At 61.3% G+C, this 22,741-nt stretch carries 29 protein-coding genes; 16 read left to right on the top strand and 13 right to left on the bottom strand.

The window, feature by feature from the left end; genetic code table 11:
- Nucleotides 1-209 precede the first annotated feature (209 nt).
- The gene (clpP, locus tag AC1D3C_RS25900) at nucleotides 210-842 is read right to left on the bottom strand and encodes an ATP-dependent Clp endopeptidase proteolytic subunit ClpP (protein WP_477484893.1); all 633 of its coding nucleotides are present in this window, start codon (nucleotides 840-842) and stop codon (nucleotides 210-212) included.
- A gap of 374 nt (nucleotides 843-1,216) precedes the next feature.
- On the opposite strand from clpP, the gene AC1D3C_RS25895 reads away from it, so the two are divergent.
- Nucleotides 1,217-2,467, top strand: coding sequence for a GGDEF domain-containing protein (locus AC1D3C_RS25895; RefSeq protein ID WP_477484892.1), 1,251 nt, complete (start codon nucleotides 1,217-1,219; stop codon nucleotides 2,465-2,467).
- Nucleotides 2,468-2,533: 66 nt separating this feature from the next.
- Nucleotides 2,534-4,321, top strand: a complete 1,788-nt coding sequence (gene ggt / locus AC1D3C_RS25890; RefSeq protein WP_477484891.1) for a gamma-glutamyltransferase — start codon at nucleotides 2,534-2,536, stop codon at nucleotides 4,319-4,321.
- On the opposite strand, the gene AC1D3C_RS25885 is transcribed toward ggt, so the two are convergent.
- A complete protein-coding gene (locus tag AC1D3C_RS25885) occupies nucleotides 4,322-5,143 on the bottom strand; it encodes a hypothetical protein (RefSeq protein ID WP_477484890.1) in 822 nt (273 codons plus the stop codon).
- A gap of 114 nt (nucleotides 5,144-5,257) precedes the next feature.
- On the opposite strand from AC1D3C_RS25885, the gene AC1D3C_RS25880 reads away from it, so the two are divergent.
- From AC1D3C_RS25880 to AC1D3C_RS25870, 3 genes are all read left to right on the top strand, one after another.
- Nucleotides 5,258-6,505: a cytochrome P450 gene (locus AC1D3C_RS25880; RefSeq protein ID WP_477484889.1), complete on the top strand. Its 1,248-nt coding sequence runs from the start codon at nucleotides 5,258-5,260 to the stop codon at nucleotides 6,503-6,505.
- Nucleotides 6,506-6,574: 69 nt separating this feature from the next.
- Entirely contained in the window at nucleotides 6,575-6,853 is a 279-nt protein-coding gene (locus AC1D3C_RS25875; RefSeq protein ID WP_038541929.1) for a hypothetical protein, read from the top strand.
- Nucleotides 6,850-7,236 (top strand): type II toxin-antitoxin system VapC family toxin, encoded by a 387-nt coding sequence (locus tag AC1D3C_RS25870; protein WP_477484888.1) that lies wholly within the window; start codon nucleotides 6,850-6,852, stop codon nucleotides 7,234-7,236. Before AC1D3C_RS25875 ends, AC1D3C_RS25870 begins: the two co-directional genes overlap by 4 nt.
- A gap of 161 nt (nucleotides 7,237-7,397) precedes the next feature.
- Here the strand turns inward: AC1D3C_RS25870 and AC1D3C_RS25865 are convergent, their stop codons facing one another.
- Nucleotides 7,398-8,207, bottom strand: a complete 810-nt coding sequence (locus AC1D3C_RS25865; protein WP_247038753.1) for an SDR family NAD(P)-dependent oxidoreductase — start codon at nucleotides 8,205-8,207, stop codon at nucleotides 7,398-7,400.
- A 203-nt stretch (nucleotides 8,208-8,410) separates the two neighbouring features.
- Here AC1D3C_RS25865 and AC1D3C_RS25860 point away from each other — a divergent pair, with 203 nt between their 5' ends.
- Complete coding sequence (locus AC1D3C_RS25860) at nucleotides 8,411-8,905, top strand: MarR family winged helix-turn-helix transcriptional regulator (protein WP_247038751.1); 495 nt, start codon at nucleotides 8,411-8,413, stop codon at nucleotides 8,903-8,905.
- Here the strand turns inward: AC1D3C_RS25860 and AC1D3C_RS25855 are convergent, their stop codons facing one another.
- Nucleotides 8,906-9,250, bottom strand: coding sequence for a cupin domain-containing protein (locus AC1D3C_RS25855; protein WP_247038749.1), 345 nt, complete (start codon nucleotides 9,248-9,250; stop codon nucleotides 8,906-8,908). It abuts the gene before it with no gap.
- Nucleotides 9,247-9,849 (bottom strand): TetR/AcrR family transcriptional regulator, encoded by a 603-nt coding sequence (locus tag AC1D3C_RS25850; RefSeq protein WP_247038747.1) that lies wholly within the window; start codon nucleotides 9,847-9,849, stop codon nucleotides 9,247-9,249. The genes AC1D3C_RS25855 and AC1D3C_RS25850 overlap by 4 nt, the downstream gene beginning before the upstream one ends.
- Before the next feature lie 85 nt (nucleotides 9,850-9,934).
- Here AC1D3C_RS25850 and bdcA point away from each other — a divergent pair, with 85 nt between their 5' ends.
- Nucleotides 9,935-10,648 (top strand): SDR family oxidoreductase, encoded by a 714-nt coding sequence (gene bdcA, locus AC1D3C_RS25845; protein WP_477484887.1) that lies wholly within the window; start codon nucleotides 9,935-9,937, stop codon nucleotides 10,646-10,648.
- A 15-nt stretch (nucleotides 10,649-10,663) separates the two neighbouring features.
- Here the strand turns inward: bdcA and AC1D3C_RS25840 are convergent, their stop codons facing one another.
- Nucleotides 10,664-11,947 (bottom strand): O-acetylhomoserine aminocarboxypropyltransferase, encoded by a 1,284-nt coding sequence (locus tag AC1D3C_RS25840; RefSeq protein WP_477484886.1) that lies wholly within the window; start codon nucleotides 11,945-11,947, stop codon nucleotides 10,664-10,666.
- A 124-nt stretch (nucleotides 11,948-12,071) separates the two neighbouring features.
- On the opposite strand from AC1D3C_RS25840, the gene AC1D3C_RS25835 reads away from it, so the two are divergent.
- Nucleotides 12,072-12,509 (top strand): DUF6455 family protein, encoded by a 438-nt coding sequence (locus tag AC1D3C_RS25835; protein WP_477484885.1) that lies wholly within the window; start codon nucleotides 12,072-12,074, stop codon nucleotides 12,507-12,509.
- A gap of 33 nt (nucleotides 12,510-12,542) precedes the next feature.
- Here AC1D3C_RS25835 and AC1D3C_RS25830 read toward each other — a convergent pair whose 3' ends face one another.
- Nucleotides 12,543-12,971, bottom strand: a complete 429-nt coding sequence (locus AC1D3C_RS25830; RefSeq protein WP_477484884.1) for a CoA-binding protein — start codon at nucleotides 12,969-12,971, stop codon at nucleotides 12,543-12,545.
- A gap of 87 nt (nucleotides 12,972-13,058) precedes the next feature.
- Here AC1D3C_RS25830 and AC1D3C_RS25825 point away from each other — a divergent pair, with 87 nt between their 5' ends.
- Entirely contained in the window at nucleotides 13,059-13,409 is a 351-nt protein-coding gene (locus tag AC1D3C_RS25825; protein WP_477484883.1) for a hypothetical protein, read from the top strand.
- Nucleotides 13,410-13,955: 546 nt separating this feature from the next.
- Here AC1D3C_RS25825 and AC1D3C_RS25820 read toward each other — a convergent pair.
- Nucleotides 13,956-14,174: a hypothetical protein gene (locus AC1D3C_RS25820; protein ID WP_477484882.1), complete on the bottom strand. Its 219-nt coding sequence runs from the start codon at nucleotides 14,172-14,174 to the stop codon at nucleotides 13,956-13,958.
- A gap of 26 nt (nucleotides 14,175-14,200) precedes the next feature.
- On the opposite strand from AC1D3C_RS25820, the gene rplM reads away from it, so the two are divergent.
- Together rplM and rpsI are read left to right on the top strand one after the other, a co-directional pair.
- Entirely contained in the window at nucleotides 14,201-14,665 is a 465-nt protein-coding gene (rplM, locus tag AC1D3C_RS25815; RefSeq protein ID WP_037080613.1) for a 50S ribosomal protein L13, read from the top strand.
- Between the two features lie 2 nt (nucleotides 14,666-14,667).
- Entirely contained in the window at nucleotides 14,668-15,135 is a 468-nt protein-coding gene (gene rpsI / locus AC1D3C_RS25810; protein ID WP_037080614.1) for a 30S ribosomal protein S9, read from the top strand.
- A gap of 66 nt (nucleotides 15,136-15,201) precedes the next feature.
- Here rpsI and AC1D3C_RS25805 read toward each other — a convergent pair whose 3' ends face one another.
- Nucleotides 15,202-15,663, bottom strand: a complete 462-nt coding sequence (locus tag AC1D3C_RS25805; RefSeq protein WP_038541909.1) for an Lrp/AsnC family transcriptional regulator — start codon at nucleotides 15,661-15,663, stop codon at nucleotides 15,202-15,204.
- 149 nt (nucleotides 15,664-15,812) lie between these two features.
- On the opposite strand from AC1D3C_RS25805, the gene AC1D3C_RS25800 reads away from it, so the two are divergent.
- From AC1D3C_RS25800 to AC1D3C_RS25785, 4 genes are all read left to right on the top strand, one after another.
- Nucleotides 15,813-16,604, top strand: a complete 792-nt coding sequence (locus tag AC1D3C_RS25800) for a phenylalanine 4-monooxygenase (RefSeq protein ID WP_477484881.1) — start codon at nucleotides 15,813-15,815, stop codon at nucleotides 16,602-16,604.
- Nucleotides 16,605-16,687: 83 nt separating this feature from the next.
- Nucleotides 16,688-17,647 carry an agmatinase gene (gene speB / locus AC1D3C_RS25795; protein WP_477484880.1) on the top strand — a complete coding sequence of 320 codons (960 nt, stop codon included), beginning with the start codon at nucleotides 16,688-16,690 and terminating at the stop codon, nucleotides 17,645-17,647.
- Nucleotides 17,648-17,711: 64 nt separating this feature from the next.
- Nucleotides 17,712-18,644: an N-acetyl-gamma-glutamyl-phosphate reductase gene (argC, locus tag AC1D3C_RS25790; protein ID WP_477484879.1), complete on the top strand. Its 933-nt coding sequence runs from the start codon at nucleotides 17,712-17,714 to the stop codon at nucleotides 18,642-18,644.
- Entirely contained in the window at nucleotides 18,644-19,495 is an 852-nt protein-coding gene (locus AC1D3C_RS25785; RefSeq protein ID WP_477484878.1) for an aminoglycoside phosphotransferase family protein, read from the top strand. The genes argC and AC1D3C_RS25785 overlap by 1 nt, the downstream gene beginning before the upstream one ends.
- On the opposite strand, the gene AC1D3C_RS25780 is transcribed toward AC1D3C_RS25785, so the two are convergent.
- The 4 genes from AC1D3C_RS25780 to AC1D3C_RS25765 form a co-directional block, all read right to left on the bottom strand.
- A complete protein-coding gene (locus AC1D3C_RS25780; protein WP_477484877.1) occupies nucleotides 19,492-19,899 on the bottom strand; it encodes a DoxX family protein in 408 nt (135 codons plus the stop codon). The two genes, AC1D3C_RS25785 and AC1D3C_RS25780, sit on opposite strands and share 4 nt — an antisense overlap.
- Before the next feature lie 145 nt (nucleotides 19,900-20,044).
- On the bottom strand, nucleotides 20,045-20,515 hold the full coding sequence (locus AC1D3C_RS25775; protein WP_477484876.1) for a cupin domain-containing protein: 471 nt from the start codon (nucleotides 20,513-20,515) through the stop codon (nucleotides 20,045-20,047).
- On the bottom strand, nucleotides 20,508-21,116 hold the full coding sequence (locus AC1D3C_RS25770; protein ID WP_477484875.1) for a TetR/AcrR family transcriptional regulator: 609 nt from the start codon (nucleotides 21,114-21,116) through the stop codon (nucleotides 20,508-20,510). Before AC1D3C_RS25770 ends, AC1D3C_RS25775 begins: the two co-directional genes overlap by 8 nt.
- Nucleotides 21,117-21,233: 117 nt before the next feature.
- Complete coding sequence (locus tag AC1D3C_RS25765; protein WP_477484874.1) at nucleotides 21,234-22,334, bottom strand: COX15/CtaA family protein; 1,101 nt, start codon at nucleotides 22,332-22,334, stop codon at nucleotides 21,234-21,236.
- A 144-nt stretch (nucleotides 22,335-22,478) separates the two neighbouring features.
- Here AC1D3C_RS25765 and AC1D3C_RS25760 point away from each other — a divergent pair, with 144 nt between their 5' ends.
- Nucleotides 22,479-22,691: a DUF2842 domain-containing protein gene (locus tag AC1D3C_RS25760; protein WP_477484873.1), complete on the top strand. Its 213-nt coding sequence runs from the start codon at nucleotides 22,479-22,481 to the stop codon at nucleotides 22,689-22,691.
- Nucleotides 22,692-22,741 lie beyond the last annotated feature (50 nt).

Genomic DNA, 22,741 nt, shown 5'->3' with positions numbered 1-22,741 from the left:
ACGGGCCTTGCGCGCCTGCCTTGCCTTAAGGGTACTCTACCGATCCTGCGCACATCATGCCGGATCAGCGGCAACGAAACCCCTAAGAAACGAATGCTATGTCATAAAAGTTCAACACAGCATTAATAAGTACTAATAGCGCTTTCCGTGCGACTTGAAACCCCTTTTTGCTCACATCGGGGTGAGGTGCACGGGTCGCGCCATCAGACTCAGTCTCCGGAGCCACCTTCCATTTCCTGACGCGATGTCAGGATCTTGTCGATGACGCCCCAATCCTGGGCTTCGTCGGCCGTCATGAAATGGTCGCGGTCGAGGGTCTTTTCGACTTCCTCCAACGTGCGGCCCGTATGCTTCACGTAGACCTCGTTAAGACGTCTTTTCATCTTCAATATGTCACGGGCATGGCGCTCGATATCGGACGCCTGGCCCTGGAAGCCGCCGGAGGGCTGGTGCACCATGATGCGCGAGTTCGGGGTTGCAAAGCGCATCCCCTTCTCGCCGGCGCAGAGGAGCAGCGAGCCCATGGAGGCGGCCTGGCCGATGCAGAGCGTCGAAACCGCCGGCTTGATGAACTGCATCGTGTCGTAGATCGCCATGCCGGCGGTCACGACGCCGCCGGGCGAATTGATGTAGATGGCGATTTCCTTCTTCGGGTTTTCCGCTTCGAGGAAGAGAAGCTGGGCGCAGATCAGCGACGCCATATAATCTTCGACGGGGCCTGTCAGGAAGATGATGCGCTCTTTCAGAAGACGCGAATAGATGTCGTAGGAGCGCTCACCGCGATTGGTCTGTTCGACGACCATCGGCACCAAGGCCATTGCGGTATCAACTGGATTTCTCATGTCCGTCCTTTGTCAAGCTTCTCTTGATCCCTGGCCGAAGGCAGAAAGGCGCTCCGGAATCAAATGGAATGGGTCATCCCTACATAGAGTGTCAACGCCCGGTACTTCAAGACGGAGCATCCGATATCCTTAACTGCCCGGGGATGCGCGAGGCTGACCGCTATTACGATTCTTACAGGGCGACAGCCGGCGGACGCTCCATTTCGCCCGATGGCACAGGTTTTTGCGCGATCAGGGTAAAGCAGGCGTGAATTTCGTCTCGAAATCTCACCGCAGCCCGGTCCGAGCCCGGGCTTTTCCAGAATCCGTGCAACCTCGTCTTAAAGACTGCGTGTCATGTTGGGCGCGCTCGACATCGAGCGTTGGAGTTTGGGGTGGACATTTTAACGGGCCTGATGATCTGGGCGGCGGAGGCGCTGACGCTTGCAGCCCTCCTGTGCTCACGCTGGTATTACGAGCGGGACCGCTTCTACCTGAGCTGGGGTGGCGGCTTTGCGCTGCACGGGATCGGCGTCATCCTAGTCGCGTTGCGCGGCGACATCCCCGATTTCATCTCCATCCAGATCGCCAATACGCTGGTGCTTTCCGGCATCGGCCTGTGGATTGCCGGCTTCCTGCAGTTCGACCGAAAGCCCGTGGGAGCCTATATCGCCATCCCGGCGCTTCTGTGGGTGGCTGGAATGTTCCTCTATCCGGTGCGCGAGAACTTCGCTAACCGGGTGGCTCTCCACAACGTCGCGACCATGGTCGGTCATGCGATCATGATCTATATCCTGCTCAGGAACAACGGCGCGTCGAAGATGACGCGGCGGGTGCTTGCGGCCTTCCTTGCCGTACAACTTTGCGCGAACGGCGTGGTAGCGGTTCTGGTGATCGCCGGTGAGGCGAAATCCATTGGCATGTCGCCGCACTCCGCCTGGCTGCTCTTCCCGGCGGCAGTCTGTTTAATTGCCATCATCATGACCGGCACGAAACTGCTGACCGAGCGCTCGGAAGAGAAACTCAAGACGCTTGCCGTCACCGACCCGTTGACCGGGGTTCTCAACCGGCGCGGCCTGATCGACCAGTTCCATGCCCTTAGAAAACTCGAGAACGAGGAGAAGCCGCTGATCGCGCTGCTGCATTTCGACCTCGACAACTTCAAGCAGATCAACGACCGCTGCGGCCATCAGGCGGGCGATTCGGTGCTGGTCGCCTTTTCACAAGTCGGCCAGACTTCGATGCGCAGCCGCGGTTTCTTCGGCCGCATGGGCGGCGAGGAATTCGCCTCCATCCTGCGCGTCGGCGACATGATCGAGGCCGCCAGCATCGCCGAGGCGATCCGCCTGACGCTCAAACGCCAAACCATCGTCGCCGGCGAGCACAATATTACTGTCACCGTCAGCGCCGGCATCGCGCTTGCGGGCGCCGGAACCGCCGACCTCGATCTTCTGCTCAGCGCCGCGGACCGGGCGCTCTACACCGCCAAGGACAGCGGTCGCGATCGCACCGCGATCGATACCGGCACCGAAGCCTCGATCGTTCCGGCCGTCGACCGGCAGGGCGAGGACGAGGCCCCGACGGATGTGCGCGCCAGCCGGCAAGTCGCAGCCCTGAAACGCCTCGCTTCGCTCGGCAAGCGCTGACATCCTCTTGCCCTCGCCATCCTGAAACCCACATTGGTCCGCAGGGATAAACGCGGAGGGTGCGTCATGCGGGCTGGATTTTTCAAGACAAGACTTTTCACTGGCGTCGTTGTTTCTTCGGCTCTTTCGGCCTTGATGCTTTCGGCCGACATAACGTTTGCACAGCAGGCGTCCGATACGGTTGCGCCGGAGCGGGCGACGGGGTTCACCTCCGCCAAGCGCGTCGAGACGAAAAATTTCATGGTCGCCGCCGCCAATCCGCTGGCGGCGGAGGCTGGGCGCGACGTGATCGCCAAGGGTGGCAATGCGATCGACGCCCTGATCGCGGTCCAAACCGTGCTCGGCCTTGTCGAGCCGCAGAGTTCCGGCCTCGGCGGCGGCTCGTTCCTCGTCTATTACGATGCGGCCTCCAACAAGCTCACCACCTTCGACGGTCGTGAGACGGCACCGATGGAGGCTACGCCAAAACTCTTCCTCGACCCGCAGGGCCAGCCGCTGAAATTCATGGACGCAGTGGTCGGCGGCCGATCGGTCGGCACGCCCGGCACGGTGCGCCTGCTTTCCGAAGTCCATAAGCGCTACGGCAAGAGCGACTGGGCGAGCCTGTTCGAACGGGCGGAGAAGCTCGCTGCGGACGGTTTCCAGGTCTCGCCCCGCATGGCTTCGCTGATCGCCGCCGAGGGCGACCGGCTGAAGAAATACGACGGTCCCCGCGGCTACTTCTACGACGCGTCAGGCGCGCCGCTGAAGGCCGGCACGGTGCTCAAGAACCCAGCCTATGCCGAGACGCTGAAGGCGATCGCGACCGGCGGCGCGGATGCCTTCTACAAAGGGCCGATCGCCGCGGCGATCGTCAAGACGGTGCGCGAAGCCCCGGGCAATCCCGGCGTCCTGTCGCTCGCCGATCTCGCCAATTACCGTGTCAAGGAACGCGAGCCGGTCTGCGCCACCTACCGGGCGCTCGACATCTGCGGCATGGGACCCCCCTCCTCCGGTGCGGTCGCCATCGGGCAGATGCTCGGGCTGATCGAAAATTTCGACATCAAGGCACTCGGGGCCCAGAACGCCGAAAGCTGGCGGATCATCGGCGATGCGCAGCGCCTCGCCTTTGCCGACCGCGAACGGTATCTGGCCGATCCGGATTTCCAGCCCTTGCCGATCAAGGGCCTGCTGAAGAAGGACTATCTCGGCAAGCGCGCCTCGCTGCTTGACGGCACCAAGGCTCTTAGCGCGGACCAGGTGAAGGCCGGCGAGCCGGAATGGGACCATGCGCTGCTGTTCGGCCGCGATGCCGCGATCGAGCTGCCCTCCACCAGCCATCTCGTCATCGTCGACAGAGAGGGCAACGTCGTCTCGATGACCACGACGATCGAAAGCGGTTTCGGCTCGCGGCTGATGACAAACGGCTTCCTGCTCAACAACGAGCTCACCGACTTCTCCTTCAAGACCCATGACGGCAGCCTGCCGGTCGCCAACCGCGTCGAGCCGGGCAAGCGGCCGCGTTCCTCGATGGCGCCGACGATTGTGATGAAGGACGGCAAGCCGCTGCTGGCGATCGGTTCGCCGGGCGGCAGCCAGATCATCGGTTACGTCGCCCAGGCGCTGATCGCCTATATCGACTGGGGCATGCCGGTGGAGCAGATCGTCGCCCAGCCGCATTTCATCAATCGGTTCGGGACTTACGAGATCGAGGCCGGCACCGGGGCCGAAAAGCTTGCCGAACCGCTGAAGGCGCTGGGTTACGAGGTGAAGCCGGGCGAGATGAATTCCGGACTGCATGCGATCGAGATCACCGCCAGCGGTCTCGTGGGCAGCGCGGACCCGCGCCGCGAGGGCGTGGCTGTTGGAGAATGATCAATCGGCGCCGTAAACAAGCGCCGTCTTCGTCCTTCCTTTCGGATCGACGAACGGCGAACCGCTAAGCACGGCCATCGCCGCCCAGGCGTTGCGGACGACCCTGGCATCCGCCTCGCCGTCATCGAGAGGGAAACGAAAGCTGAATTCGGCGGCAATCGGCTCCAGCGTCTTGTCTTCCTTCCACCACAAGATCAACGCGCACTCGGCTTCAACCTTTTTCGAGAGGTTCAGCCAACCACCCTCGAAAACGTGCTCGATCACGTTCAGGCCCGAAACGGTCTGAACCTTTTCCTTCAGCGGCGGCAGCGACGCGCTGTCGAGCTTCTCGAAAGGGGCGAGGCAGTCGCCAACGGTCAGGAGCTTCTTCCGGCGGCCGAACCCGGCTTCGACGGAGCGGCTGAAAAGCGCCCAGAAGCCCGGCATTCCGGATCGCGAAATCGCCTTGACGTCCTCTTCGAACTTGCCCCGGCCGCGCCCTTCCCGCAACCGGAACGCCTGCGCCCCGGCGAGCAGACGGTCCCCATGGCGGAATTTCAGCGTTGCATCCCAGTCACCCTTGGCGGCGAGCGGCCGTCGCATCCGGAAAATGAGATCCGACCGTTCGTAGAGGGTCTTCTCCGGCGTATCGAGGAAGAACACGTTTCGCTGCTTGTCGGGCTCCAACAGATTGAGCTTGCCGCTTGCGCCGATCCCGGCTTCGCCGAGCCGATTGACCGTGTCCGTCCAGAAATCCGCGGCCTTCGAACCGCAGGCAGCTTCGTCGCCGGCAAACTCCCCCGCGCGCAGCGTCAGCTTGTATTCGCGAGACGATAGTTTCAATTTATCTCTCCCCAAGGCCCGAACTTACCGTGCATGGCGAACATGCGCGCAAGCTATAATTGCGTCAATTCAGCCCGCTTTCCCCATCAGCTGAAATTCGTTAGGTCTTCAGACATGACCATTCTGCCCGATTTTCTCCGCATCGATCCTCAAACGCGCCGCGTCTCGCTGGACGGCCGCAACCCAGCCTTTTACGGCGACCCGAACCGCGTCTACGCCCTCCTCCACGAACATTGTCCGACCTTCTACTGGGAAGAACAGCGGCAATGGTTCTTCACCGGCTACGACCAGGTGAACGGGCTGTTGCGCGACCGGCGGTTCGGGCGGCAGATTCTGCATATCGCCAGTCGCGAAGAACTCGGCCTGCCCGAACCCTTGCCGCATCTCGAAAACTTCGATCTCACCGAGCGGTATTCGCTTCTGGAGCTCGAGCCGCCCGAGCACACCCGGCTTCGCACGCTCGTCAACCGCGCCTTCGTGTCGCGGCATATCGAAAGGCTTCGGCCGGAGATCGCGGAACTGGCCGAAAGGCTGATCGACGGGTTCGAGGGCCAAGGGGAGACGGAGCTGCTCTCCGCCTTCGCCGACATCATCCCGGTCACGATGATCGCAAGGATGATCGGCATCCCGGACGCGATGGGACCGCAGCTTCTCAAATGGTCACACGCCTATGTCGGCATGTACATGTTCAAGCGGAGCGCGGACGACGAACATGCTGCCGACCGCGCGACCAAGGAATTTTCCGACTACGTCAAAGGCCTGATCTCTGAGCGCCGCCGGGAGCCGCGCGAAGATCTCCTCACCCACATGATCCACACGGAGCACAAGGGCCAGTATCTCACCGACGACGAACTTGTCTCGACCACCATCGTGCTGCTCAATGCCGGCCACGAGGCGACGGTGCACCAGATCGGCAATTCGGTGCGGGTGATCCTGGAGAGCGGCCTGTCGCCGGCAGACCTTTTCCGCGACGAGGCGGCAACCGAGCGAACGGTCGAGGAAACGCTGCGCATTTGCGCACCCGTGCACATCTTCCAGCGCTGGGCGCTCGAGGATGTCGAAATCGACGGACTATCCTTCAAGCGCGGCGACAAGGTGAGCCTCATCCTCGCCGCCGCCAATCTCGATCCGAAGAAGTTCTCCTATCCGCTGGTTTTCAAGTCCGACCGGCAGGAAGCCGCAAACCTCTCCTTCGGAGCCGGCATCCATTTCTGCATCGGCGCGCCGCTTGCAAGGCTGGAACTCAATACCGTGCTGCCGATCCTCTTTCGGCGACTGCCCGGCATGCGGATCACGAGGACGCCGGTGGTCAAGGACGTCTATCATTTCCACGGGCTTGAGCGGCTGGACCTGGCCTGGTGAGTGGGAGTTTTCGACGTCGCAAATAACGCGTATATTGGCTGCTCAAAATTGACTCTGAGGACCCCGGTTTTGGACAATGAATCTAAGGAAAATCACCCCGGTACGTTGTCGCTCTTCGAGCTTTCCAATTTTCCTAGCAAGGAACAAATGGAAAAACTGGTAAGCGCTCTTGAAGCTGGGGACGTAGACGCGGCTCTCACAACATTGTTTGAAACGCGAGAAAAAACGTCTCACAGATCCGTATCGGCTAAAAGAAAGCCAGGGCGCTTGAAAGGCAAGCTCGTGGTAGGCCCCGAGTTCTTTGAACCTTTGAGCGAGGCTGAAATCAGAGAACTGACTGGCGAATGAGATATCTGCTCGACACGCATGCGTTCCTTTGGTGGCTCAACGATCATCCTGATCTTTCATCCGCAGCCCGCGAACTGATCATAGATGAAAAGAACGATATCTATGTTAGCGTAGCGTCCGCCTGGGAAATAGCCACAAAACATAAGAAGGGCAAACTGCCTACGGCAATCAGCGTCTTGCCCAACTTCTCCGAAGTTGTTCAGGAGAACGGCTTTGCCGACCTTCCCATTACAAGCGCTCATATGGTGAGGAGCGTTCTGCTACCAGGGATACATCAGGATCCGTTTGATCGGATTCTTGCGGCCCAAGCCATCATTGAAGACATGGCCTTGATCTCAATTGATGAAAAGATGGCGCCACTCGGTGTGATAACCCGCTGGTGAAACGCCAAAAAATGGACCGCGGGAGGCGTTTCTGCCCCCGGCGGTGGCGATAGAGTTGCTGGCTCCGTGAGCGAGATGGCGATCGTGGTGTATCCAAGCGCGAAGGTGCCTTCGATGAGCAACTGCAGACACCTGCTGCGGCTGCCCGTCGATTGTTCTGATCAAGCCTGGGCGGCAACCCCATACCGGGTTGCCGGCTTGTTGAGCGACAGATAGGGGCGCAACCCGCCGCGGGCGGTCGTGTAGGCCTCATAAAGCTGCGTATCGGCAAGCGACGGCATGGTGACGAGTTCGCCGCGGTCGAGACCCACAAGCGCCGCATCGACAAGGTCGCCTACTTCCATGACCGAATTCGGATCGAGACTATCCATCGAGCCGCCGACGCGATCGAAGATTTCGGTGCGGGTATAACCGGGCAGAACGGCCTGGATCTTGACGCCGGTGTCCTTCAGCTCTGCCGCGAGGGCTTCCGTCAGGGCCAGAACGAAGGCCTTGCTGGCGGCATAAGTGCCGCTGAAGAACTCCGCGGCGAGCGCCACGGCGGAGGCGATATTGACGATGGCGCCCTCACCCCGGGCAACGAAAGCCTGCGCGGCTGCGATTGCGAGGCGATTGGCGGCGGTGACGTTGAGGTCGACCATCTGGTCAAGGTATTCCGAATCGGCCTTCAGCAGCGGCCCCTTCGGGCCGATGCCGGCATTGTTGACGAAGAGCGTGATCGAGCCGTCCTCGCGCAGGCGCTTGTCGACGGCGAGCACATCGGTACGCTGGCTGAGGTCGGCGCGCAGTACGTCCGCCTTGATGCCATGTTCGCTCGTCAACCGGCCGGCAAGCGCCTTCAGGCGATCCGCGTCGCGGGCGACGAGGACGAGATCATAGCCGCGCTTGGCGAGCTTTTCCGCATAGGTCGCGCCGATGCCCGACGATGCGCCGGTCACGAGTGCGGTTCCGAGTTTTGAATTGTTGGTCATGGTCGATTTCCTTCAGAGGTTTTTCGGGCAGAGGTTTTTCGAGTGGTGTCGCGGCCGGCGTTTCGGCATCTGGAATTTACAGGCATATGCCACTATATATGAAAAGGAGGAATAGAGCCCGCAAGGGGCGGCCGTAAATTTTTATCGGAGTGGAAGGGCCAGCCAAAAGCGGGCATTGTCCCGCGGCAGGATCGGAACGAGACATGACGGACAAAGGCAAACACGACAGCCAAGCGCAGAACGAAGACGGCGTCTGGCTTCATTGCAGCAATACCGCAGTGCGCCGCGCCTCACGGCATCTTGGCCAGCTCTATGAGGATGCGATGGGCGATACAGGCCTCAAGGGAACGCAGTTCTCCCTGATATCCCAGATCGCCGGATCCAACCAGCCGACCTTGAAAAATCTCGCGGAGGCGATGGTCATGGACCTCTCGGCGCTCGGCCACACGTTGAAGCCGCTGATCCGCGATGGCCTAGTGGAACTGGTGCCTGATCCCCAAGACCGCCGCGCCAAACGCGTCCGCCTGACGGAGACAGGCGCAGCCACTCAGCGCGACTTCACCGCCCGCTGGCAGATTGCCCAGGACCGTTTCGACAAGGCATTCGGCAAGGAAAAGTCGGAGGAATTGCGGCGGGCGCTGGCGTTCATTTCGTCGGGCGAATTCGCGAAGGCCTTTAAGCGGGGTGAAGAAGCCTGATCAAACCCTGATCACGTAATCCTTGCGAGTCGTTTCAACGACTTCCCAGGTTCCCTTGAACCCGGGTCTGAGGATCATGCTGTCGCCGGCCTTCAATTGGACCGCCGCGCCGCCCTCCTCGGTGACGATCGAGTGGCCGGAGAGGATGTGGAAATATTCCCACTCCTCATAAACGATCCGCCATTTGCCGGGAGTCGCCTCCCAGACGCCGGCATAAAGCCCGCCCTCCGCTTCCTCGAAATTCCAGGTCCGGAATGTCGGGGTGCCGCAGATTAGCCGGTCCGATGCCGGGGCGCCCTCTTCCGGCGCGATGGACGAGAGGTCGAATTTGATCCAGGCGCTCATTGTCCGATTTCCTTCAGATGATGGGAAAGCTGGTTGGAGGCGATTGCGGCCAGTGCGCGCAGGCGGTCCGTAGCCATGCCGTTGCGGGCACTCGCCGAGAGGCCGGACATCGCCATCATGATGTAATCGGTGATGAGTTCGGCACGCTGCGGTTCACGGCCTGCGATTGCGGCGTGGATGACCTTGCGGCTCATGTCCAGCATGCGCCGGGCCTCGCCGGAGGCCTGCGGATCAACCGTGCCTCTTGCTCCCTCGATCACCATGCAGCCGGGTGCGTCTCCGCTGCCGTAGTTGTCGGCAGCCTGCCTCAGCAGTCCGGCCACGCCTTCGTCGAGCGGTCTGTCCGCTGCCAGGGCGCCTGGAACATCCAGACCTTCCCTCTCTTCGTAACGCTTCAAGGCGGCTGAGTAGAGCTCCGCCTTGCTGCCGAAAGCGGCATAAAAGCTCGGCGGATTGATCCCGATCGCCTCGGTGAGATCGGCGACGCTCAAGGCATCGTATCCCTTCGCATGGAAAAGCGCCTGGGCCTTTGCCAGTGCCTCCTCCTTGTCGAAAGCGCGGGGCCGACCGCGCGACGAGATCTTTTTTGTAGTACTCATTACAAAATCCTTGACTGCACTGACCGCTCGATTTATGTAGCGTTCATTACATTAAATCTCAAGCCTCTTTGAAGGAGACACGACAATGACTGACTTCCATGGAAAGAAAGCGCTGGTTCTGGGCGGCAGCCGCGGCATCGGGGCAGCAATCGTCCGCCGCTTTGCCGGTGACGGCGCCGACGTGACATTCACCTATGCCGGTTCGAAGGATGCCGCGGACGCTCTTGCCGTCGAGACCGGCGCCAAGGCCGTCCGGTCGGATGCGGCAGACCGCGCGGCCGTGATCGGCACGGTGCGCGAGGCCGGCCCGCTGGACATTCTGGTCATCAGCGCCGGCACGCTGGCGCTCGGCAATCCGCTGGAGATCGACGCCGACTCGGTCGACCGGATGATCGACGTGAATGTCCGCGCCCCCTACCATGCGGCCGTGGAAGCCGCCCGAAGCATGCCGGACGGCAGCCGGATCATCGTCATCGGTTCGGTCAATGGCGACCGCATGCCGTTTGCCGGCGGAGCCGCTTATGCGCTCACCAAGTCGGCCATGCAGGGCATGGCGCGCGGTCTCGCCCGCGATTTCGGCGACCGCAACATCACCGTCAACGTCATCCAGCCCGGCCCGACCTCCACCGACATGAACCCGGAAGACGGCCCGATGAGCGACTTCATGCACGGTTTCATGGCCATCAAGCGCCACGGCCGTGCGGAAGAGATCGCCGGTCTTGCTGCTTATCTCGCCGGTCCGGAAGCCGGCTTCATCACCGGCTCCCTGCAGACGATCGACGGCGGTTTTGGCGCCTGACGCCAAGACCTTCCCTCAGATCTTCGACAAGGCCTGGTCGAGGTCCGCAATGATGTCGGCGGCATCCTCGATGCCGATCGACAGGCGCACCACGTCAGGCCCGGCACCGGCGGCGATCAGCTGCTCTTCGCTCAGTTGCCGGTGGGTCGTCGAGGCCGGGTGAATGACCAGCGAACGGGTGTCGCCGATATTGGCGAGGTGGGAGAACAGCTGCAGGCCTTCGACCAGCGTCTTGCCCGCCTCGTAGCCGCCGGTGACGCCGAAGGTGAACACCGAGCCGGCGCCCTTCGGCGAATACCGCCTCTGCAGGGCGTGGTTCGGATCTTCCTCGAGGCCGGAATAACTGACCCAGGCGACCTTCGGATGCGCCTTCAGCCATCTGGCGACGGCAACGGCGTTGTCGCAGTGTTTCTGCATCCTGAGCGGCAGCGTTTCGATGCCGGTCAGGATCATGAACGCGTTGAAGGGCGAGATCGCCGGTCCCATATCGCGCAGGCCCAGCACGCGGCAGGCGATGGCAAAGCCGATATTGCCGAAAGCCTGGTACAGGACGATGCCGCCATATTCGGCACGGGGCTCCGAGAGCATCGGATAATTGCCCGATTTCGACCAGTTGAAAGTGCCTCCGTCAACGATGACGCCGCCCATGGAATTGCCATGGCCGCCCATGAACTTGGTTAGCGAGTGGATGACGATGTCGGCGCCGTGCTCGAGCGGCCGGACGAGGTAGGGGGTCGCCATGGTGTTGTCGACGATCAGCGGAATGCCCCGCCGATGCGCCACCTCGGCGATCGCCGCGATATCCACGAACGTGCCGGCGGGATTGGCAAGGCTCTCGATGAAGATCGCGCGCGTACGCTCGTCGATGCCGGCCTCGAAGCTTGCCGGATTGTCGGTATCGGCCCAGCGCACCTGCCAGTCGAAACTCTTGAACGCATTGCCGAACTGGTTGATCGAGCCGCCGTAGAGTTTTCGCGCCGCGATGAAATTGTCGCCCGGCTGCATGATCGTGTGGAAGGTCAGCATCTGCGCCGCATGGCCGGAGGCGACGGCGAGCGCCGCGGTGCCGCCCTCGAGTGCCGCCACCCGCTCCTCCAGCACCGCCTGGGTCGGGTTCATGATGCGGGTGTAGATATTGCCGAACTGCTGCAGGCCGAACAGGGCGGCGGCGTGGTCCGCGTCGTTGAAGACGAAAGCGGTCGTCTGGTAGATCGGCGTCACCCGCGCCCCGGTCGTCGGGTCGGGTTGCGCCCCCGCATGCACGGCCAGCGTCGAGAATCCCGGATTGAGTGTCGGCATGTTAGTCCCTCCCCTTGAAATGGCGCCTGATCGTTAGCGCTCCAACAGACCCCGGCGGTTGATCACGATCAAGGTATATCGTTCTCCGGAACCTATCCTCCGGGGAAATAGAGAGGAGTTTGCAATGGACAACACAATTCCCACCCTTGACCCCGCTCCGGAAAATCTCACCGACAGGCTGAAGCGCTGGTGTTCCGCCACGTGGGCTGCGATCAACGAAGCCAAGCTTCTCGCCAGCCTCGACGACGAAACCGTCAAGCTGCTGGCGCAGGACAACGCCTTGTCGGAACAGGAACTGCGCGAACTGATCGCCAAAGGCCCGCATGCAGCCGACGAAATGCTGGCGCTGATGAAGCTGCTCAACATTGATCCGGAAGAAGCCAGGCTGGAGGAGCCGGTGGAATTCCGCGAAATGCACGTGACCTGTGTCCACTGCGGCGAGAAGACCCGCTGCCGGCGCGAACTGGCCGACGGCAGCGCCGCCGCGGACTTCGCAAACTATTGCGGCAATGCCGAACTGCTTGACGACATGCGCAACCGGTCGGAACTGCTCGCCAAGTAGCCGGACGCCCAGCGGCGAACCCAGGCGGTCGTCTCAGGCAACCAGGCGGGGATACTCGATCGCCGGGCAGCGATCCATGACGACCTTGATGCCGGCCGCTTCCGCCTTTTCGGCGGCCCTGTCGTCACGCACGCTCAGCTGGCTCCAGATCACCTTCGGCCTGGTTTCGAGCCCGACCGCCTCGTCGACCACGCCGTCCAGATATTCGGCGGCCCGGAAGACATCGACCATATCGACCGGCTGCGGCACGTCCGAAAGCGTCCTGTAGACCGTCTGGCCGAGGATCTGCTTGCCGGCCTGGCCAGGATTGACCGGAAATACCGTATAGCCCTTGGAGAGCAGAAAACCCATGACCCGATTGCTCGGCCTGTTGGGATTAGGGGACGCGCCGAGGAGCGCAATGGTCCTGGTGTTCTTCAGGATATCGGCGATATAGGCATTGTCGTAATGATCATGGTTCATGACAGCGGCTCCCGCAATAACGCGCCTCTGGCGGCGCGGTGCTTCTGCGCTATGTAAGTCCGCATCTCGTCAAAAGGGATGAGGATCATGAAAAAAATTCTCGGCTGCCTTGCGGTCATTGCCGCCGGCGTCTGCCTCTCGGCTGCACCTGCTGCCGCGATCTCGCGCTACAATTCCACCGGCATGTCCTGTGCCGCCGTGCAGCGGGCGATCGGCCGGGAGGGCGCGGTGATCCTGCGTTACCCGTCCCGCAACAAGGCGCGGATGACGCTCTACGACCGCTATGTCATCGACAGCGGCTACTGCGACTCCCATGAATTTGCCGACCGGGCGACGGTGCCGACGACCGACACACCGAGCTGTCCCGTTCGTGCCTGCAAAAGAAGACCCGACCCAGAAGATTGTTTTCCTCTACAGGCAGGCTGCCTGAGATTTTAGTCGGCTTCCTGACTCAAAAAATCGAGAATGCTTAGCACGCGATGTTCTGCACAGGTTCGCGGAATACCCCTTTTTTGTACTTGTACATATTAGCACCATCTTATGGTTGAATTAGAAAGTGCTACTAGATTTTGCTAGGCAAATTTATTTTTCTGAACATTTGTCAGTTTTCTTTTTCCGCAGCGGATCCCCTTAAAACATGAGTGATTGACAGCTATTCATGTGTGAAATCCGTCGTAAAACCTTCAAGAGAGCGTCTATTCTGCCATTTGTGCCCGCTCGCCATCTTTCGTTCAAGCACAATTCCAGGGTGTAGACCAGACAAGCGATACGCGGGAAAAATGGCGCAGATCGCTTTCATGTCAGCGGGTCTTTGCGAGCTTCCGACAGGGCGGCTCCTGGATGGAACTCCCGGCATGAGGATGGGTTTTCTTTCCCATCGGCACATAAGGCCAATAGCCCCCCTTCCGGACAGCAATCGCTCCCCGCTCGACGGCTACGATGAGGAGGACCAGTATTCCGGCATCAACCGCGACCGATTTTCACTCAGAAAACTGTGGTATCATATAACCACATCGATAAGTCATTGATTTTGCTTATTCTATTTTTCGGCAGCGCAAAACCATCACCTTGACGCTTTCGGCCGCCCTCGGTATAAGCCGCCCAGATCGCGGACCGTTTCGGCCCGCTTTCTTTTTTGCCGGCGTCACCCATGGCAATCCAAGCAACAAGAAACGCCCTGCATTCGAAGGTTTCGGATGTCATGGGTCCTAGAAGAAAGAGTTAAAAACATGTCAACCTTCGTTCAGAAGCCTGCAGAGGTGGTGAAGAAGTGGGTGATCATCGATGCCGAAGGCCTCGTTGTCGGTCGCCTCGCCACCATCGTCGCCAACCGGCTCCGCGGCAAGCACAAGGCCACCTTCACTCCGCACGTCGATGATGGCGACAACGTCATCATCATCAATGCGGAAAAGTGCGTCCTCACCGGCAAGAAATATTCCGACAAGACCTACTACTGGCACACCGGTTACCCGGGTGGCATCAAGGAGCGCACCGCGCGCCAGATCATCGAAGGCCGCTTTCCGGAGCGCGTTATCGAGAAGGCTGTTGAGCGCATGGTTCCCCGCGGTCCGCTCGGCCGTCGCCAGATGAAGAACCTGCGCGTCTACGCCGGTTCCAACCATCCCCATGAAGCACAGCAGCCGGTCGCCCTCGACGTGGCATCGCTGAACAGCAAGAACGTAAGGAGCGCCTGATAATGGCCGATCTTTCCTCCCTGAAGGACCTCGCGCCGGCTTCCGAAGCTGCCGCTCCGGTCTATGTCCGCAAAGTCGACAGCCTCGGCCGCTCCTACGCGACCGGCAAGCGCAAGAACGCCGTCGCCCGCGTCTGGGTCAAGGCCGGCACCGGCAAGATCACGGTCAACGGCCGTGACTTCTCGACCTACTTCGCCCGTCCCGTCCTGCAGATGATCCTGCAGCAGCCGGTTATCGCCGCTGCCCGCACCGGCCAGTTCGACATCGTCGCGACCGTCACCGGTGGCGGTCTCTCTGGCCAGGCCGGCGCTGTTCGTCACGGCGTCTCCAAGGCACTCACCTATTTCGAGCCGGGCCTTCGCGGCGTGCTCAAGAAGGGTGGCTTCCTGACCCGCGACAGCCGCGTGGTCGAGCGTAAGAAGTACGGTAAGGCAAAGGCCCGCCGCTCCTTCCAGTTCTCCAAGCGTTAATCGCTTCTGGACTTGGACTTTCAAAGGGCGGGGCTTCGGTTCCGCCTTTTTCGTTTATAGGCTTTCCTATATGGGCAGTTCGGTCGTCGATTTCAGTTCGCGCAGGACAAAGCTGGAGACCACGTTGCGCACATGCGGGTTGCGCATCAGGTGGCGGGTCATGAAAGCCTCATAGGCTTCGACGTCGCGCGCCCGGATCTTCAGCATGTAGTCGAAGGTTCCAGACAGCGCATAACACTCCATGATCTCCGGCCGGTCGCGCACGACCGTGGCAAAGGCTTCGATTGCCTCCTCGTGATGGTCCTCCAGCGTCACATGGGCGACGATGCAGAGCTTGAGGTCGAGCTTTGCCGGATCGAGAAGCGCCACCCGCTTTCGAATGACGCCCTCGGCCTCCAGTTCCTGGATCTTGCGCCATGCGGTGCTTTGCGACATGCCGGCCTTCTCCGCCAGTTCGGCAAGCGACGAACCATCGCCCGTCTGCACGAGTTGCAGAAGCTTGCGGGCCGCCTGCAGGTTTTCTTTCATGATGTCCTCTCCTCCCGAAATATCCTCCCATTATTTACGCTCAATTCGGCAAAGCTGAAATGATTACCCGCATTTTCGGAGATATAGTGGTGATCTGACGGCCGGCGGCTGGAGCACCTGGCCATTCCATCACGCAACGGGAGGCGCTGATGACCAAGCAAAGCACCTACACGGCAAACCTGCCGGATGCAGACGGCATCTACCACTACACACACGAAGAAGACCGGATCTGGAGCGAACTGTACGAACGCCAGATGAGGCTGTTGGCTGACAAGGCCTGCCGGGAATATCTGGACGGCGTTCAGGCACTCGGGTTGAAGGCGGACAAGGTTCCGCAGCTTGGCGATGTCGACCGGCGCCTCAACGAGACCACCGGCTTCGGCGTGGAGGGCGTACCCGCCCTTATTCCGCCATCGCGGTTCTACGAATTGCTGTCGCAGGGCAAGTTTCCGCTGGCGACCTTCATCCGCCGCCGCGAGCACATCGACTACATCGAGGAACCGGATATCTTCCACGAAGTCTTCGGCCACTGCCCGCTCCTGACCAACCGGAGTTACGCCAATTTCGTTCGCCGCTTCGGCGAAAAAGCCGTCGGACTTGGCAAGGAATATTCCTGGCACCTGTTCCGGATATTCTGGTTCACCGTCGAGTTCGGCCTGATCGACACGCCGCAGGGACGCCGCTGCTTCGGCGCCGGCATCGTCTCCTCCCCCAACGAGACGCGGGCCGCTATGGAAGGCCGTGAGGCTGAATTCCGGCCCTTCGATCTGATGACGGTGCTCCGGACCCCCTACCGCATCGATATCGTCCAGCCGATCTACTATGTCATCGACAGTTTCGCGCAGCTGGAATCGATCATCGAGGAGGATATCGGAGCAAGGATCAGGGAGGCCAAGGCGCTGGGCGATTTCCCACCCGTTTTCGAAGCCAAGGCTTCCTGAACGGCGGAAAATCTGTTGCGTCCAGGCTTGCCTTGGCTGGCCTTATTGTCCAACGTCCCGCCACCCAAAGATGGAGGGACACCATGGCCAACAAGTCGATCGACCATGCCTTCACGGCAAAGAACCTGACTTCGGCCGCATCCGACCCGACCTTTGCCGGCGCGCTGTCGTTCATGCGCCGCCGCTTCAGCAAGGATCTGGCGGGTGCCGATACCGTCGTCTGGGGCATTCCCTTCGATGCCGCGACCTCCAATCGGCCGGGCGCGCGGTTCGGGCCGCAGGCGATCCGGCGGGCGTCGGCGATCTTCGACAACGATCCGCAATATCCGTTCCAGCGCGACCTTTTCGCCGAGATGGCCGTCGTCGATTACGGCGACTGCCTGCTCGACTACGGCAACCATCAGAAGACCCCGGCTGCGATCGAGGCCCAGGCGAATGTCATCCTCGACAGCGGTGCCTTCCTGCTGACGCTCGGCGGCGACCATTATGTCACCTGGCCGCTGCTCAAGGCGCATGCCGCCAAACACGGACCGATGGCGCTGGTGCAGTTCGACGCGCACCAGGATACATGGCTCGACGACGAAGGTCGTATCGATCACGGCTCCTTCGTGGCGCGGGCGGTGCGGGCCGGCATTATCGACCCTGCCCGGTCAATCCAGGTCGGCATCCGCACCCACGCGCCGGAAGATTTCGGGATCCGCCTCCTCTATGGCCATGAGGTCGAGGAGATGACGGCAGCGGAGATCGCCAGGGTTATCCTCGATCACGTCGGGCAAACGCCGACCTACCTCACCTTCGACATCGACTGCCTCGATCCGGCTTTCGCGCCGGGCACGGGCACGCCGGTCGCCGGTGGGCCTTCGAGCGCCAAGATACTCTCGGTGCTGCGCCAGCTTGGAGGCCTCGATATCCGCGGCGCCGATGTCGTCGAGGTGGCACCGGCCTACGACCATGCGGACATCACCGCCATTGCGGGGGCGACGGTTGCGATGTATATGCTCGGGCTTCGTGCGGAACGCCGCGCGAGCGCGTTAAATTTCTGAATCAACTTGCTGGTAAACTGAATCCGGCATCCAATCCAAGGCACTGATCTAACAGGATAAGACCATGACAGCGAAAATCTTCATCGATGGCGAACACGGCACCACGGGACTGCAGATCCGCACCCGCATGGCCGGCCGCCGCGACGTCGAACTGCTGTCGATCCCGGAAGCGGAGCGGCGCAACGCCGCCATGCGCGAGGATCTCCTGAACAGTGCCGATGTCGCCATCCTCTGCCTGCCGGACGATGCCTCGCGGGAAGCCGTGACCATGCTTGCCGGCAACAACAAGGTGCGGGTGATCGACACCTCGACCGCCTTCCGCGTCGATCCCTCCTGGGCCTATGGCTTTGCGGAGATGGACAAGACGCAGGCAGACAAGATCAAGGCCTCCCGGCATGTCGCCAATCCGGGTTGCTACCCGACCGGCGCGATCGCCCTCATCCGGCCGTTGCGCGCCGCTGGCATCCTGCCCGACGGTTATCCGGTCACGGTCAATGCGGTCTCCGGTTATACCGGCGGCGGTAAGCAGATGATCGCGCAGATGGAAGACCAAGCCAGGGAAGACGCCATCTCGGCCAACAACTTCCTCTACGGCCTGAACCTCAAGCACAAGCACGTGCCGGAGATGAAGATCCACGGCCAACTCGACCGTGCGCCGATCTTCTCGCCGTCGGTCGGCCGCTTCGCGCAGGGCATGATCGTCCAGGTGCCGCTCTTCCTCGAAGACCTCAAGGACGGCGCGACGATGGAGAGCATCCACAAGGTGCTGGTCGAGCATTATGCAGGCCAGGACATCGTCACCGTCGTGCCGCTCGACGAGAGCACGGCGCTTGCCCGCGTCGATGCGGAAGAGCTGGTCAATACCGACACGATGAAGCTTTTCGTGTTCGGCACGCCGGGCGGTGCGCATGTCAATCTCGTGGCCTTGCTCGACAATCTCGGCAAGGGTGCCTCGGGTGCGGCCGTCCAGAACATGGACCTGATGCTTTCGGCCTGATGACCGAAGGCATTCCCTTCCCTTTTTCCTTTCCTGTCGAATGGCGGATCGAAACCGCCAGACAGATAGCCGATACCGTCGTCGGCACCGTCCTTGAAGTGACGCGCGCCGGCGGCGAGATCGATATTGTCAAGATCCTGAAACCCAAAGTGTTGGAAGACAGTCTTCGCGGGGCCGATTTCATGGCCTGGCGGGATGGCGTCGGCTGCGTTCGGCTGATCGGGCGTTCGGACGATCTCCTGCTGATGGAACACGCAGGCAAGGTAACGCTGCGCGACCATCTGGAAACCCATGGCGACGCGGAAGCCACCCGGATCGCCGCCGACGTCCTCATGGAGTATCACCGGCCGTCCGACATCGCTCCGCCCGCAAGCCTGATGCCGCTTTCCCGCTATTTCAAAAGCCTGTTCGAGAAGGCCGAAACGGACCGCCGGGACGGCATTACCGGCCCCTTTATCGAGGCGGCGGAAATGGCGGAGACGCTGATCGCCGATCAACGGGACATCAAGCCGCTGCATGGCGACCTGCATCACGAAAACATCATGCTTGGCCCGCGTGGCTGGCTGATCATTGATCCCGCCGGATTGATCGGCGATGCCGCGCTGGACGTCGCCAACATGTTTTCCAATCCGCTCGACCGCTTCGACCTCACCCGGAATGAAGAACGCATTGCCTCTATGGCTACCGTCTTCGCTGAGACGCTCAGCCGCGATGTTCGCACTATTCTGCGTTATGCCTTCGCCTATGGCTGTCTCTCGGCCGCATGGCATGAAGAAGACGGCAATGCGAAAGACCGCGACGCCGAGCTTGCCGTCGCCGCCGCGGTCCGCGGTGTGCTGCAACAGGCTTAAGCGAGCGTCCGCTTCAAACCCAGATGGACGGCGAGCTTCTCGCCCGGGCCATGCACGGCGGCAAACAGCAGGCCGGCCAGGAAGGTGAAGTGATCGACGAAAAAACCGAACTCCGCCTGGTTGGCTTGCCAATGGCTGGGGCCATGGAAAGCGAAGGCCAGGAAGATGACGTAGGCGCCGGCAAGCAGCGCCGCTTCGGAGAAGAAGGCGCCGGTCAGGAATGCGAGAGCCAGCCCCACCTCAAAGATCGCCGCGATCCAGGCGAGGAGCAGCGGGAACGGAAACCCGGCGCCCGAAATGAACCCTGCGGTCGCCTGCATATCGAGAAACTTGAACGTCGTCGCCATAACGAACACGCTGCCGAAGATCAGCCTTGCGACGAGAATTGCGATTGTCTTTGCCATAACCCTACCCTCTCCTTGGCCGAAGCCGATTGAACTATGCTCCAAGGACGGGCCGACGGCAGCCATTCCGACAATCGGCGGCATTTTTTTTCGAGAGGCCGACGGGCCGGGCGGCAGGGAGCGTCCGGCCCGTCGTTCAAACACATCATGCAGCCTGAAGGATATGGATGCCGTGGGTGACGGTGAGCGCCATGATGCGCTCGATCGCTTCCGGCGTCGGCGGGCCTGCCGGCGGCTCGTCGCTGGCGGCGGCCTCGAAGAATTCCATCATCCGGTCGTCGACGATCGACATCATCAAGGCCGGTGCCGAGGAGGCGTTGCGGTAGGCATGCGGGGCATGCGCCGGAATGGTCACCACGTCTCCGGGCATGGCTTCGATTTCGGCAGGCTGGCCGTCGATCAGGCTCCAGATCGTCATCGTGCCCTGCAGGATGCGGAAGATTTCCGGCGAGGCATGGCTATGCGGCGGCGTGCCGCTGCCGGGCGGCACCATGACATCGATGACGTTGAAACCGGTGCCTTCCAGCTTGCCGCGTTTCATTATCTCGTCACCCATGACCCAGAATTTGCCGGCGCTGGCGGCCGGATGCACTTTTGCGGAATGATTGTCATTCATCACTTTCGTCCTTCGATACGCGCCCTTCCCCTCTCGCCGCATCGAGCAGAGCGCCGATCGCCCATGCGGCCGCTTCCCCCGCCTCGCCRCCGGTCAGACCCCAGTAGTCCTTCATGGTCTGCCAGGCGGTGGCGCTGAAAAGCAGCTGGACCGTCGCTTCGAGCTGTTTTGCCCGTTCCGGATCCAGATTACCCGATACATCCGAGAGACTTTTGCGAAAAGCCGTCTGCCGTTCGGCATTCGCCTGCAGGCGCATCTGCCGGCCGGCACCGCTCGCATGCGAGGCGCGCACGATGCCTTCGATCCCGTCCAGCGAGGCGAAGAGCTCCGGCGGCAGCGCGACCAGATCCCGCTCGCTTTCCGGCCAGAAGCGGACGCCGAGCGAGGCGTTGGTGCTCTGCCAGAAGGCGGACAGCAGGTCTTCCTTGGTCGGGAAATGACGGAAGATGGTGCGGCGGTTGACGCCACTCACCTCCGCCAGTTCGTCGAACCCGAGCGCATTGTCGGGATCGCCTTCCAGAATGGTCCGCACGCCCGCGAGGATCCGCTCGCGGGTCGCCTGCGCCTGCTCCGCCCGCAACGGGCTTTCATATTTTGTCACTCGTGATGTATTCATATCATCTTTAGTGACATTAATTTTGCCCTGCGTCAAGCCAAAAGAAAAGGCGAGCGGATATCAGTCCGCTCACCTCTCGCAAGTGTCAGCAATGTGGGGAGATCAGGTCCGCGCGACGATGGCGGTCTCTGGGGGATATTCGCCGGCGAAACCGCGCCAATGGGCGACGGCAAAGCCGAGTACGATCAGGGCGACGGCCTGGTGCGTCAGCGCCAGATCGAGCGGCACCTGCATGACGAGCGTCGAAATGCCGATGACGGCTTGTAGCGTCACCAGCCCGAACAGCAGAACGGAACGACGGGCATGGGTCGAGCCGGGAGCCAGGCGAAGCGAGATCACCATGTGCACGAGGGTGGCAGCCCACAAAAGGTAGGCGCCGCAACGGTGCGCGAACTGTACCGTCTTCGGGTTCTCGAACAGATTGATCCACCAGGGCTGTTGGACAAAGAGATCGCTCGGGATCAGTGCACCATCCATCAGTGGCCAGGTATTGTAGGAAAGGCCGGCATCGAGCCCCGCCACCAGCGCGCCAAGATAGATCTGGAAGAGGACCAGGAAGGCGATGCCGCCGGCTGCCCATTTGGACCTTGCCGTCGGCGGAAGATCACGGCTATGCGGCGAAAGCCCGCGCATGATCCAGATACAGGCGGCGAAGATCAGACAGGCGATGACGAGGTGCGTCGCGAGCCGGTATTGCGAGACGCTGACCAGTTTGGTGAGGCCGGAAGACACCATCCACCAGCCGATGAACCCCTGGAAACCGCCGAGCGCCAGAAGGCCGACCAGCGGGCCGCGCAGGCGCTTTTCGATACGGCCGGTAAGCCAGAAGAAGATCAGCGGCAGGGCGAAGACCATGCCGATCGAGCGGGCGAGGAATCGGTGCGCCCATTCCCACCAGAAGATCGACTTGAACTCGTCGACCGTCATGTCCCGGTTGATCTCCTGATATTGCGGAATGCGCTGGTAGAGGCGGAATTCCTCGTCCCACTCCGCAGCCGACAGCGGCGGGATGACGCCGTGGATCGGCTTCCATTCAGTAATCGACAGTCCGGAATCGGTGAGCCGTGTCGCGCCGCCCACCAGAACCAGACAGAACAGCGTGAAGACGACGACGCCAAGCCAGATGCGCACGGCCTTGCGGTCACGCTCGCGACGCTTGGTGTGGTTCAGGACATCGATGATCACAGCATCGGTTGCCGACATGGGTATGCTCCTGTCGCTCAAGCCAAAAGGACGCGGGTGCGAGGCAAGCATCCATCAAGCATTTCGCGTTGCTTTGCCCCATCAACCCATGCAAAACAAGCCCCGGCGCTTTGCGGCATGCGGTCGCGGATAGGAGAAGACGTCTTGGTCCCGCGTTTGAGAAGTTTCATCGGCACGATCCTGATCATCATCCTGGTGATCTTTTATGCGCTTGCCGCCACGACTTTCGCCATGCTGCTGCTTGCCACTTCACCCTGGTGGGTGCATTTCCTCTACTTCCTGATCAGCGGCCTCCTCTGGATCCTGCCCGCCATGCTGATCATCAAATGGATGGCCGGGCCGAAGCCCAAGGAATAGGCGGCTTTACCCCCGGTTAACCAGCGGCAGCGGTTTCCCGGGGATTTCGC

The organism is Neorhizobium sp. P1_A6, assembly GCF_056406795.1.
This window is presented reverse-complemented; position numbering and strand designations above follow the sequence as displayed.